14 protein-coding genes are annotated in these 12538 nt (G+C 64.0%); 5 read left to right on the plus strand and 9 right to left on the minus strand.

The annotated features are described in order from the left end of the window. The first annotated feature begins 97 nt into the window (after positions 1 to 97). The gene (locus tag EA473_RS04640; RefSeq protein ID WP_124194500.1) at positions 98 to 1015 is read left to right on the plus strand and encodes an MBL fold metallo-hydrolase; all 918 of its coding nucleotides are present in this window, start codon (positions 98 to 100) and stop codon (positions 1013 to 1015) included. 119 nt (positions 1016 to 1134) lie between these two features. Continuing rightward, a complete protein-coding gene (locus tag EA473_RS04645) occupies positions 1135 to 3078 on the plus strand; it encodes an AMP-dependent synthetase/ligase (RefSeq protein WP_124194501.1) in 1944 nt (647 codons plus the stop codon). A gap of 60 nt (positions 3079 to 3138) precedes the next feature. Here the strand turns inward: EA473_RS04645 and EA473_RS04650 are convergent, their stop codons facing one another. Further along, the gene (locus EA473_RS04650; protein WP_124194502.1) at positions 3139 to 3708 is read right to left on the minus strand and encodes a DUF2391 family protein; all 570 of its coding nucleotides are present in this window, start codon (positions 3706 to 3708) and stop codon (positions 3139 to 3141) included. 240 nt (positions 3709 to 3948) lie between these two features. Then, positions 3949 to 4734 (minus strand): hypothetical protein, encoded by a 786-nt coding sequence (locus tag EA473_RS04655; protein WP_124194503.1) that lies wholly within the window; start codon positions 4732 to 4734, stop codon positions 3949 to 3951. A 148-nt stretch (positions 4735 to 4882) separates the two neighbouring features. Between EA473_RS04655 and EA473_RS04660 the strand changes: the two genes are divergently transcribed. Continuing rightward, positions 4883 to 5332: a universal stress protein gene (locus EA473_RS04660; RefSeq protein WP_124194504.1), complete on the plus strand. Its 450-nt coding sequence runs from the start codon at positions 4883 to 4885 to the stop codon at positions 5330 to 5332. Here EA473_RS04660 and EA473_RS04665 read toward each other — a convergent pair. The 3 genes from EA473_RS04665 to EA473_RS04675 form a co-directional block, all read right to left on the minus strand. After that, positions 5316 to 5552: a hypothetical protein gene (locus EA473_RS04665; protein WP_124194505.1), complete on the minus strand. Its 237-nt coding sequence runs from the start codon at positions 5550 to 5552 to the stop codon at positions 5316 to 5318. The two genes, EA473_RS04660 and EA473_RS04665, sit on opposite strands and share 17 nt — an antisense overlap. A 60-nt stretch (positions 5553 to 5612) precedes the next feature. Then, a complete protein-coding gene (locus EA473_RS04670) occupies positions 5613 to 6608 on the minus strand; it encodes a CapA family protein (RefSeq protein WP_124194506.1) in 996 nt (331 codons plus the stop codon). A gap of 278 nt (positions 6609 to 6886) precedes the next feature. Then, positions 6887 to 7120, minus strand: coding sequence for a hypothetical protein (locus tag EA473_RS04675; RefSeq protein WP_243645184.1), 234 nt, complete (start codon positions 7118 to 7120; stop codon positions 6887 to 6889). A 121-nt stretch (positions 7121 to 7241) separates the two neighbouring features. On the opposite strand from EA473_RS04675, the gene EA473_RS04680 reads away from it, so the two are divergent. Beyond that, complete coding sequence (locus EA473_RS04680) at positions 7242 to 8855, plus strand: ATP-binding protein (RefSeq protein WP_124194507.1); 1614 nt, start codon at positions 7242 to 7244, stop codon at positions 8853 to 8855. Between the two features lie 342 nt (positions 8856 to 9197). Here the strand turns inward: EA473_RS04680 and EA473_RS04685 are convergent, their stop codons facing one another. Further along, complete coding sequence (locus tag EA473_RS04685; protein WP_124194508.1) at positions 9198 to 10409, minus strand: DHH family phosphoesterase; 1212 nt, start codon at positions 10407 to 10409, stop codon at positions 9198 to 9200. A gap of 76 nt (positions 10410 to 10485) precedes the next feature. Beyond that, entirely contained in the window at positions 10486 to 10950 is a 465-nt protein-coding gene (locus EA473_RS04690) for a universal stress protein (protein ID WP_124194509.1), read from the minus strand. A gap of 109 nt (positions 10951 to 11059) precedes the next feature. Here EA473_RS04690 and EA473_RS04695 point away from each other — a divergent pair, with 109 nt between their 5' ends. Then, positions 11060 to 11521 (plus strand): universal stress protein, encoded by a 462-nt coding sequence (locus EA473_RS04695; RefSeq protein ID WP_124194510.1) that lies wholly within the window; start codon positions 11060 to 11062, stop codon positions 11519 to 11521. Between the two features lie 60 nt (positions 11522 to 11581). On the opposite strand, the gene EA473_RS04700 is transcribed toward EA473_RS04695, so the two are convergent. Both EA473_RS04700 and EA473_RS04705 read right to left on the minus strand, forming a co-directional pair. Next, complete coding sequence (locus tag EA473_RS04700; protein ID WP_124194511.1) at positions 11582 to 12154, minus strand: GNAT family N-acetyltransferase; 573 nt, start codon at positions 12152 to 12154, stop codon at positions 11582 to 11584. A 2-nt stretch (positions 12155 to 12156) separates the two neighbouring features. After that, the gene (locus EA473_RS04705; protein ID WP_124194512.1) at positions 12157 to 12525 is read right to left on the minus strand and encodes a universal stress protein; all 369 of its coding nucleotides are present in this window, start codon (positions 12523 to 12525) and stop codon (positions 12157 to 12159) included. Positions 12526 to 12538: the final 13 nt, after the last annotated feature.

Below are 12538 nucleotides of genomic sequence, written 5' to 3' on the forward strand. Positions count from 1 at the left end.
GCTCCCCTGGGATCGTCTCCGATGGCGACGACCGCGAATTCGTGACCGACCACGCCGTGTCACCAGATTTTAACCCGGTTGCCGACGGGATACCGGTATGGAGCCTGGAACGCCGAAACCGGTGGACGCTGGTGAGTGTACGGACCTCTACTATCTCGACACCGGGATGTACGACACCGAGGAGTACGGCGCGGCGTACGTCATCGACGACGACCGGCCCGCAGTCGTCGAAACCGGGATCGGAACCAACGCCGATCGAATCCTCGAGGCGCTCGACGAACTGGGTATCGACCGGGACGATCTCGGGGTGATCGCCGTGACGCACATCCACCTCGATCACGCCGGCGGAGCGGGGTTCCTCGCCGAGGCCTGCCCGAACGCGGACGTCTACGTCTCCGGGGCCGGTGCGAGTCACCTCGCCGATCCGTCGAAACTGGTCGCCGGAACGAAAGCCGCCGTCGGGGACCAGTGGGAGTTCTACGCCGAACCGGAACCGATCCCAGCGGACCGGATCGTCGAAATCGAAGACGGCGACGTGATCGATCTCGGCGACCACGAACTCCGCGTCCACGCGGCACCCGGTCACGCCTTCCACCAGGTCGTCTTCGAAGACCCCGAAAACGACGCGGTCTTCACCGGCGACGCCGCCGGGATATGGATTCCCGAACGCGAACGGATCGTCGAGACCTCTCCCCCCTCGGACTTCGACCTGGAGGAGTGTCTCGCCGACCTCGAGACGCTCGAGTCGATCGATCCCGACGTCCTCTGTTACACCCACTTCGGCCCGCGGGATGTCGGCGACGACCTCGAGGCGGCGTTGGACGAGTACGCCACCACCCTCTCCGAGTGGGTCGAGGACGTCGAGGAAACACGGGCGGAACTCGACGACGAGGCGGTGGTAGAGCACTTCGCGTCGTCGACCGATCTCGGAGACGTCTGGAACGAACGGAAGGCACGCGCCGAGGCAGCGATGAACGTCAAGGGGGTACTCGGATATCTCGACCATCGAGAGTGATCTCCGACCCCTAAAATGTCGACCACTGGAACGTTCACGCTCCGGTAGGCAATAAACGACCGAAAGCGGACGACAAGTTTCATCACGTTTTATCGCACGGGACGTCCTCACATACGCGTATGGACTGGCGGGAGGCCGAACGAGAGTACGAAGACGAGGTGATCGGCGAAACGACGCTCGGACGGATGTTCGAGGAGTCGGCCGAGAGAAACGCGAACCGTCCGGCCCAGCGGTACAAGGGCGGCGTCTACGACCGGTCGCTGACCGACGAGGTCCTGCCCGCCGCGACGCCCGGCGAGTTCCGAACGATCTCCTACGCCGAGATGCGCGGGGTCGTCCGCGCGCTGGCAGCCGGCTTTCGCGACCTCGGCATCGAGCGTGGGGACCGCGTCGGCATCTACGCGAACACCAGAATGGAGTGGGCACAGTGTGATTTCGCCTTGCTCTGTGCCGGTGGCGTCGTAACGACCGTCTACTCGGGTTCCTCACCCGAGCAGACCAGATACCTGCTCGACGATCCAGGTGCGTCCGGCGTCGTCGTCGAAAACGAGGACGTTCTCGAGACGGTGCTCTCCGTCGAAGACGATCTCGACCTCGAGTTCGTCGTCTCGATGGACGACCTCGATGGGTACGACGATCGCGAGGACGTTTTCACCCTCGACGAAGTGGTCGAACGCGGCGAGGAGACGCTCGATCTCGAGCGCTATCAGCAGTGGGTCGACGAACCCGGCATGGACGACCTGGCGAGTCTGATCTACACCAGTGGGACGACCGGCAAACCGAAAGGCGTCGAACTCACGCACGGCAATTTCCGGTCGAACGTCAACCAGATTCGCAAACGGTACGCCCCGCGTCCGGACAAGGCCGAGGGACTGCCTGCGATCGACGAGAACGTCGAGTCGGTCTCTTACCTCCCGCTCGCGCACGTCTTCGAGCGGACGGCGGGCCACTTCGTCCTCTTTGCGAGCGGCGCGTGCGTCGCCTACGCCGAGGACCCCGAGACGCTCCAGGAGGACTTCGGCGCGGTTCAGCCGAACACGGCGACCAGCGTGCCACGCGTCTACGAGAAGATCTACGACGCGATCCGCGAGCAAGCCAGCGAGTCGCCGGTCAAACAGCGGATCTTCGAGTGGGCGACCGACGTCGGGGTCGAGTACCAGCGAACCGACTCGCCCGGCCCGGTTCTCTCGGCCAAACAGTCGATCGCAGACAAACTGGTCTTCTCGACGGTTCGGGACGCCCTCGGTGGAAACATCGAACTCCTGATCAGCGGCGGCGGGAGCCTCTCACCCGAACTCTGTCGGCTCTATCACGCCATGGGCCTGCCGATCTACGAGGGCTATGGCCTGACCGAGACCGCACCCGTCGTCACGGTCAACCCGCCCGAGGAGCCCAAAATCGGAACGATCGGTCCGGCGCTTCCCGACGTCGACCTCGAGATCGACGAGAGCGTCGCGGATCAGGAGACGTTCGACGATCCGGGCGAGGTCGGCGAACTCCTCGTCACGGGTCCCAACGTCACCGACGGCTACTGGAACAGACCCGCCGCGACCGATCGCGCGTTCACCGAGGACGGGTGGTTCCGGACGGGTGATATCGTCCACCGCCGTCCCGACGACTACCTCGAGTTTCGCGACCGCGCGAAGCAGATCATCGTCCTCTCGACGGGTAAAAACGTCGCGCCCGCGCCGATCGAAGACCGGTTCGCCGCGAGCGAGGTCGTCGAGCAGTGCATGGTCGTCGGCGACGGCGAGAAGTTCGTCGGGGCGTTGCTCGTCCCCAACACGGACCACGTACGCGAGTGGGCCGACGGGGAGGGGATCGACCTGCCGGACGATCCGGCCGAACTGTGCGACGACGAGCGCGTTCGCGAGTACGTCGGCCGGGAAGTCGACCGCGTCAACGAGAACTTCGAGCGCCACGAGACGATCAAGCAGTTCGAACTCGTTCCGCGGGAGTTCACCGAGGAAAACGACATGCTCACCCCGACGATGAAGAAAAAACGCCGCGTTATCTTAGAACGGTTCGAAGACCGCGTCGAACGAATATACGCCGACGCGTGATCGACGTCGGTGAGAGAACGTCTCGGTCGGGTCAGCGTGTCGCTCTGGCGAAGAAGCCGGTTACCGATCGCCAGTGAGGATATCGCTGATCGACCCGCCGATCGCCATCGCCGTGAATATCACCGACACCTGACAGAGGTTGACCCACGGATCGTCCCAGGTGACCCGTCCCCACAACGTCATCATCGCTGTCGCCGTGGCGAACGCGATAGCGAGGACCCACACCGGTCGGCGCGGGACCACGCCGAGGTACGGGTCGGTAATCCGGACGTCCCGAAACTCCGCGACGTAGAGGATGCCGACCACCAGTGCGACGGCGAGTGCGACGTTTACTGCGAAAAACGCGGGCGTCTCGGCGAGAAATTCGCCGATCTCGATGACGCCGTCTTCGACGAGCAACGGCATCCCGATGACGACGCTGCCGAGAAACGCCTCGGCTTTGTCCCTCCCGGTAAACTCGGTGATCACCCGATTGACGGATCCGTTTCGCGTGATCCGGTCTGCCAGCTTCCGGGTCCGACGCACCTCCGTTCGCTCCTCGGGATCGTCGACCACCTCCTCTAAGGTCTCGAGTTGCTCGTAGAACGCTTCGATCGTTCCCTCCTTCGGTACCTCGTCCGACTGCGCCATACCGGGACCACTGACGGCAGCCGGATAACGTATTCGACTGGTTCCGACGTCCTCCGTGGACTACCCTTTGACAGCGAGCGAGGCCGTTCGCGAGTCGGTCGCCGATACCTCGAGCACCGTGATATCGACATTCACCGGATGGTTTTTCAGGTAGATCTCATACGGTTTACTGTCAGTCATTTCCGGTGCACCCGCGACCCGGGCGGCGGGTGCGCCGGTAAATCGGGACAGCAATCCGTATCACTCGGTGTGATACTCCTCGACACAGGTGTGTAAAGCCACGTGGTGCGTTCGGATCTCCGTCCCCTCAATCGTTACGACGAGGTCCGCCGTACCGCCCGTATCCCGACGGATGTCCCACGTTCCCGGTTCCCGTCGGTCGCCGTCGACCGTCGTATGGATCTCGAACGGGCCGTACTCGTTCGTGATGGGAAGTGACGGGCGGTCGGTGGAATCGATCTCGTCGTCGGGTCGGGCCTCGATGTCCTCCCGTTCGAAGACGACGTCTCCCTCGTCGTCGGAGACGGTCACCGATACCACGACGGTTTCGTCGGTGTCGTTTACGACCTCGAGGTCGTGTGTCCCCGGCCACGTCGGCGTCGTCTCCTCGAGTCGAAGTCGAGATCCCGTTTCGACCACTTCGACGTCCCAGTCGTAGTACGTTCCGTCTTTTTCGACGACCGAGTTCGGGCCGACCGCGTGGGTAAACCACAGGTCTCCCCCGGATTCGTAGACCCCGGTCTCGAGGGCCCGGTCGACTTCCCGCTTCGCTTCGTCGGGAAGACGACTGTACGGGATGATCGAAGCGTTACACTGCTCGAAGTCGGGATCGATATCGGTCCACTCGTCGCCTCCGTCGTCCGTTTCGCGGTCCTCATTGCCTCCGTCGTCCGTTTCGCGATCCTCGTCTTCGACGCTATCGCCGGGGTCGGTACCCGCGGTCTGATCGAACGCGTCGTCGACACAGCCTGCGACAGTGGAGGTGAGGCCGAACCCGGCGAAAGCGAGAACCGTGCGTCGGTTCATACTATCAAATCACCACACTTTCCGGGCGGATAAACTCTTTTTGGAACGGACGGGCGATCGGAAACTATTACCCCCGTTCGCGCCCTTCGGTCGCGCTCGACACTTGCCGAGGCATCGATTTAACCCGTTTCAGGGTGAACCCAGACACATGAAGTTACTCGTCGCGGTCGACGGCTCCGACGAAGCCGAAAACGCTCTCGAGTACGCGGTGAACATCGCAACCGCGGTCGACGGATCGATAACCGTCGTCCACGCGATCGACCCTGTGGTCTACGAGGAAGGCGGCAGCGAGCCGATCTCGACGCTCTCCGATGCCGACCAGCGGCTGATCCTCGAGGCCCTCGAGGACACCGAACAGCGGGGAATCGAAATCCTCGAGGCGGCCATCGCCCATGGTGACGAACTCGGCTACGACGTCGATAGCGAACTCCTCTACGGTGATCCTGTCACGGAGATTCCCGACTACGCCGACGCGGAGGGGTTCGACGCGATTTACGTCGGCCACCGCGGGCGCTCCGAGCGACTCGAGTCGATACTGGGAAGCGTCGCGAAAACGCTCGTCGAGCGGTCGAACGTCCCGGTCACGGTCGTTCGGTGACCGGCGACTCGTCGAGGACGACCTCGTCGTCACCACGTCGCCGAGTTATCGCCCCGAGGCACGGAGGGTCGCCTTCAGCCGGCTGCTCCTCATCGCTTCCGTCGCTCCACTGCTTCCGTCGCTCGAGCGTGGCTGTCACCGCTTCGGGTTTCGTCGCTCGAGTGTGTCCGTCACTCCGTATGGCTCGAGCGTGGCTCTCATACGGTTTACTGTAAATCATTACCGGCGCACCCGCGACCCGGGCGGCGGGTGCGCCGGTAAATCGCTACAACAATCCGTATCACTCGGTAAGCGGGAGGACGAGTGCCTCGCCGTCCCGTTCGAACGACGTCCCGAACTCCTCGGAGCGTGCCCGCATTCGAGCCCGACACCACGCGGCTGCATCGGTCGACGCCTCGTGGACCGCCACGTCGAAGATTTCGACCGGTTGCAGGCGAAGTTCCGAGGGGCGTCCACCGTCCCCGACCGAGAGTTCGAACAGGAAACTTCGATCGTTCCGGAGGTCGTCGTCGACGGCGTAATCGTCGACGAAGTCGCCCGTATCGTACAGGATCGGCCGTCCCTCGTACACCTCGATTCCGTGAAATACGTGGGCGCTGTGGCCGTAAACTACGTCGACACCCTGGTCGACGAGCCACCGCCCGAATCGCCCGAACGACTCGGGCGGCCGCTCGACCATGTTCGGGCCCCAGTGGAGCGATACGATCAGGAGATCGGGTGATTTCGATCGAGCCCGGTCGAGTGTTTCTCGAACGGTCGTCCGCGTCCGCGCGTCCTCGACGTCGATGTCGACGTAGGCCGTTCCGGGTGAACTCTCGTCGGCCGCGTACTCGGGAACGTTGTCCGTAAGCGAGACGAATCCGATGGTCCGGTCACCGACGGTCACGTGTGCCGGTTCCAGTGCCTCCTCGAGGGTGCGCCCCGCGCCGGAACGTGCGATCTCCGCCGCGTCGAGTTCGTCGAGCGTATCTGTCAGCCCGACCGTTTCGAAGTCGAACACGTGATTGTTCGCCAGCGCACAGGCGTCGACGCCGGCGGACTCGAGTGCGGGTATCGCCCACTTCGGGTTCGCTCGGAAGTGAAACGGCCGATACGTTCGACGCCAGGGTTCCCCGCGAGACGAGAGACAACACTCGAGGTTGACGAACAGGCCGTCACAGGCGCGGAGGCGATCCAGCATGGTCCCCCACACCGCCTCGGGGGATCGGCGACGGTGACGCTCGTCGACGAGCCGACCGAGCATCACGTCGCCCGTGAATCCGATCCGGTGGCTCATCGGCCGGTCGGTCGACTCGAAGCGACAAAACCACCGGTCTTCGTTCAGCGAGTCACTCCCGGCGAAAGCAGCCGTTGACAAGGTCGTTACCGATCCGATGTGGGGTCGGACGAGACCGTTCGCTCGGCCGAATTCGGTTTGTACGCATCCGGCGATCTCGGGCGCGGTATATCGTCGATGATCGCCGACGAGTTTCGGTAACCTCCGGTTTCGGATCGGGAGAAACAGACCGTGACCGCCGCCTCATCCCGGCGCACGGAAGGCTTTGAGTCGAAACCTCAGGACGATCCGCTCGAGGAGTCCGCCGATCCCGTCCACGTCACCGTCAGTTCGGTGAGCCGGACGGAGGGTCCAACTGGAACTATTCGCGTCGAGAGGTGTGCTTGCCAGTCGTCTCCCTCGATCGGATCGTCCTCCGTTCGTTCCCCGCCGAGCCCCTCGAGATATCCCGTCGCTTGCTCGAGCGTGAGTCCGCGAAACCGGCGAGTGAGGTGCAATCGCCCGTCTTCCACCGACTGCACCTGTTGCGCTCGATCTAAACCGGCATCGAGTCGGCAAATCGAACGCTATATCACTTCGAGGCGGGAACGTGGTGGAAACTGCTTGCCGATCCGATCGCATGATGATCTACGGATGACAGACCCTGCAGTCGACGCACGTGAGGAGACGCTGTCGCCCCTCCTTGCAGGTGGTGCCATCGCTACGATCGGGACCGTCCTTTCGCTCGTCCACGCGTTTCACGCCGTTGCACACGAGAAACCCGTACTCGCGACGGTGATCGGTGCTGGTCTGCCGCTGGCCCTGTCGCTGGCGCTCGTCTACGCGGGATACTGGACTGCCCGTCGGCCGAAACCCCTCCCGTACGTCGGACGTCTTACGGTGTGGACCGTACTCGGCGGTATCGTGTTCGGTCTCCTGCTCGCGACGATCACCGTTCACCAGTATTTAGCGGGCTCCGTGCCGGAAGACGCCGTGTTTCAACTCGCGACTGCCGTCACTGGCGGTTCCCTCGGCGGCTTCGTCGTCGGACTGTACGACCTCCGGATCCAGCGGCGGACGGACCGAATCGTCGCACTCCAGCGGGCAACCGCGGACTTCGGCGAGGCACAGACGAAGACCGGAGTCTGTCGACGAATCGTTCAGCTGGTCTCGAGCGAACTGGACATGTCACTCGCCGGCGTCTGGCTCTACCGGGAGGACCGGAACGCTCTGGTCCCCGTCGAAATGACCGACCGAAGCGAGAAACTGTTCGACGAGTATCCGACGTACGAACCCGGAGAGGGACTGTCGTGGCAAGCGTTTGCCGACGGCGAACCGCAGATTCACGACGATCTCCGCTCCCAGCGGGGCGTGTACAATCCGGAGACGATCATCCGGAGCGAGATCATCCTCCCGCTTGGCTCTCACGGCGTTCTCACCATCGGCTCTCGAGAGCGGAACGCGTTCGACGACGTCGACGTTTCGACGGCGAAGCTGCTCGCTTCGGCCTCCAGTGCGGTGTTGGATCGGACACAGCGAGAGGAACAGCTCAGAGCGAAGCGACGAGAACTCGAGACCCGAAACGAACACCTGAACGAGTTCGCGGCCGTCGTCTCACACGATCTGCGAAACCCGCTGACCGTCGCACAGGGCCATCTCGAACTCCACCGAGAGGAGTGTGAGAGTTCGTCGCTGGACGAGATCGAACTGGCCCACCAGCGGATGGCGAATCTCATCGACGACCTCCTGGAACTGGCACGCGCCGGCCAGACGATCAAGCAGACGAGGCAGGTCGATCTAACGGCGGTTGCGTCGATGGCCTGGGAGATGGTCGATTCGACTGCCGTTCGCCTCGAGATACCGGATGAAGACGTGGCGCTCGAGGCCGACGAGGACCGGCTCCGACAGCTGTTCGAGAACCTGTTTCGAAACGCGATCGACCACGGCGGATCGACGACAACGGTGCGTGTGGGGGGTCTCGATGGGCGACGCGGCTTTTACGTCGCGGACGACGGACGAGGCGTTCCACCGGAGGATCAGGAACGGATTTTCGAGCACGGATATACGACCGACGAGGACGGAACCGGACTCGGTCTGGTGACGGTCCGGCGCATCGTCGACGCCCACGGATGGTCGGTGTCGGTGGCCGAAAGCGACTGCGGTGGTGCCAGATTCGAAATCGAAACCGATTCGGTCGGTGGGGAAAACCGGTCGGGACAGCGATCCGCATCAGTCGACGGCTGGAACGGTGCTCCCCACCAACCGTAACTAGTCACACACCTGTCGCACAGCCTCGTGCGTCGCGGTGTGTATCGACGTGTCGTGGCTACTGTGGGACAGTCGAAAAGTGGGGGTGGAAATACACCCGCGGGAACGTGCCTGTGACACACGAGGTGGAGACCGGGGGATGGGTAGGGATGGGGGGACAGCGCGTTCGGGAGCTCACGCACCTGGTGTTTCCCGCGAGTGTACTTTCGAGTACAGTGGCAAATCGAAAGAGACTGTGGCCAAATATTGTTGGGTGTCGGCCGCGTCGTAGCCGTAATCCGGGACCGATCGATCGTCGTGGATCGATGGGGACGGCTCGAACGTCCGTACCAACTGGCTCGTCTACCGGTCGTTCGAGTCCGCTTCGTCTCCGCCCTCCTCGTCCGCCGCGTCGACGACGGCCTGGAACGCGTCGATGATGACGCGCTTCGTGACGGCCCCGCGGGAGGTCCAGTGGGTCGCGTAGTCGAGCATGTCGTCGTAGATGTCGGGCTTGCAGCCGGCGGCCTTCGGGTGGCCGCCGCCGTTTACCTTGCCCGCGACCTCGTGGCAGCGATCGAACGCGTCGGTGCCGCGGATCGAGGCCGATCCGGCCGGCTTGACGATCACCGAGGCGTCGGCACCGTCCTCGCGCATCGCTTCGGCGACCTCGTTTTGCGAACACCGGCCGTACGTGACGCCGACGGTGTACTCGCCGATTTCGCGGAACTCCGCGCGGGCGACCGCCTGTTCGATCAGCGCCTCTTTTTCGACGCGACGTTTCTCGATGTACTCTCCGACCCACTCTGGCAGGTCGACACCGTACTCGCGGACGACCTCGACGTACTCCGCGGGATCGGTCCAGTAGGCGTAATCGGCCAGGTCGTCGCTTCGTGGGTCTTCACGCAGCCAGAGGTCGTGATCACGCGTGACGGCCGCGAGTTCGTCGTACATCGGGGAGAAGTCGTACTCGAGCGACCGGTAGACGACGTCGGCGCTGCACTCCGTGTCGGAGTCACCGACCACGAGGTCGACGCCGGCGTCGCGGACGCTCTCGGCGACGTCGTCGCCCCACTGGTGGTGGTCGTACCATGAAACCCGGTCGGCGGTTTCGAGCGCCGCCTCGAGTTCGTCGGCGACGTACTCGTACCTGTCCGGACAGAGGTCACAGACGTAGAGGTCGATTCCCTCGTCGCCGTACTCCGCGACGCGAGCGATCGCGTCCTCGACGTCGTGGGGACTCGCGGGAATCAGCGCGACCGAGTGGGGCGTCGGCTCGGGCTCCTCGAGCGGGCTCTCCGAGTCCTCCGAGTCCTCCGAGTCGGTAACGTCATCGTCGTCCGGTTCGGGGACGTTTCGAACGTCGTCGTAGGCTTCCCTGAGCAACGCGACGCACGCGAGTCCGTCGGCGTCCGGGTCGGCGACCACGGCGACCTCGGCACCCTCGAGTGCCGCCTGGGTCTGCTCCGCTTCGAGATCGTCCTCGAGCGAGTCGGGCAGAAAGAATCCGGTCCCCGGCAAGACCGACTTGCGAGCGATCGGCAAGTCGCTGCTGTCGATGAGATCGTCGTACATACACTCGGTTGTGAGGCGACGGCGGAAGTACTCGCCGGTCTCGGTCGGGCGTTGGCGTCGGACTCGCCGGTCTCGGTCAGGCGTTGACGTCGGACTCGCCCGCCGACCCGTCGGCCGCGGTCTCGAGCTGTCGAACGGTCAACACCGGGACGGGAGACGTTCGAACGACCCGCTCGGCGACGCTTCCGAGTAGAAGTCGGTTCTCGCCGTGGCGACCGCGAGTCCCCGTCGCGACTAGGTCGGCGTCGACCTCGCGTGCGTACTCACAGATCTCCGCGGCCGGTCTGCCCTCGCGGACGGCCGTCGTCACTCCGTCGTCGGTTCGACTCTCGACGGTCGCGAGCGCGGCGTCGGCGTGGGTCTCGAGTGCGGTTCGGAGCTCCGACCGAAGCTGTTCGGGCGAGGCGTCGACCTCGCCGGCGTCGACGACCGAGAGCGCGTGGACGTCGGCCTCGAACCGGTTCGCCAGATCGATCGCGACGTCGACGGCGCGTTTGACGCTCTCGGAGCCGTCCGTGGCGACGACGACCGTATCGAACATGACCGAACGTTTCGCACGGAGCGGCTTAAACACCGCCGGTCCCGTCGCCACCGGCCGGTTCGAGTCTGTCGGGGGAGGGTTTTTTGTACCGGACGACACAGTGGCGGGTATGGACGACAGCGAGCCGTTTTCGGTCGACACGGTGCTTGCACCGGTCGACGGAAGTGAGGAGTCCGCGACAGCCGTCGAGTACGCCGTGGCAATCGCCGACCGGTACGACGCGTCCGTCCACGCGCTGTACGTACTCGGACACGGCGTCGTCCGCGGCATGGACGTCGGTACCGTCGACGAGGGGATCGTCGCGGAGAACACGCAGGGGTTTTTCGACGACGTCGCCGAAATCGCCGACGACGCCGGCGTTTCGCTGTCGACGTCGGTCGACGACGGCTTCTCTCAGAGCCGCAAAACACGCCATCCCGGAAACGTCGTACTCGACACCGCGGACGCCATCGACGCCGACTTCGTCGTTTTGCCCCGGGAGCCGGTGACCGATGCGACCTCGGCGGAAGTCCTCGAGAAAGTCGCCGAGTACGTCCTCTCGTATGCGAGCCAACCGGTTCTCTCCGTGTAGTCCGATTCCGGGCGGCGACGAAACCGATCGGCGTGGAGTCACCCTGTCCCGGCCCAGAAGCTACGACTCGCCGAGCCGGATCGCCATCTCCTGTTCGAAACTCTCCGATCCGGTCGTCTCGAATCCGACCCGTTCGTAGAGTGCGATCGCCGGGTGGTTCCACCGCTCGACGGTAAGCCACACCCGTTCGATGTCGATCCCGTTCGCGTAGCCGAGCAGGTGCTCGAGAAGCTCCGTCCCGATACCGGCCCGCTGGTAGGCCTGGACGACGAAGATCGCGAGTTCCCACTCGACGTCGTCGTTCGCCCCGATCGCGTCGGGGTCCTCAACGTCGGGGACGAGCATCGCGTGGCCGATCACGTCGTCCCCGTGGGAAGCGAGCACGTTGACGCTGTGCTCGCCGATACTCTCGAGCCAGCTTCGGATGCGATCTTCTCCGGTCGGCGGGATTCCCTGTGCCCGGTCGCTCGGGTCGAACTCGACGTACATCTCGACGACGTCTCCCAGCCGTTTTTCCGAGAGTGCGCCGACGCCTTCGACCTCGATCAGCCGTCCCTCCCGGTCCTCGAACGTCGCCGGCGGCGACGGGAACGGGCCGGACGGTTCGGTCGGATACGTTCGCGTTCCCGGCATCGTTATCGAACCAGTTTGACGGTCGTCGGCGCGTTCAACAGGACGAACTCGGTGATCGGGCCGAGCTGGATCTTGCCCATCGGACTCAACGTTCCACCGCCGATTACCAGCTGATCGTACTCGCCCTGTTCTGCGTAATCGACGAGCGAACTCCCCGGATCTCCCTCGAGCCTGACGATTTCGGCCTCGAGGTCGGCGTCGTCGAGCAACGCGGCTGCCGTGTCGTACATCTCCGCCTGGGAGCGTTCGGATTCCGGCTTCTCGAGAACGGCGACGGTCAACTCGTCGCCGATCTCCTGGGTGCGTTCGATCGTTTGCTCGAGTGTCTTGATGGATTCGTCGCTTCCACCGAGACCGACTAGGACGTTCATATCTCTGAGTGTG

The sequence above is a fragment of the Natrarchaeobius chitinivorans genome (assembly GCF_003841505.1).
Lineage (GTDB): Archaea > Halobacteriota > Halobacteria > Halobacteriales > Natrialbaceae > Natrarchaeobius > Natrarchaeobius chitinivorans.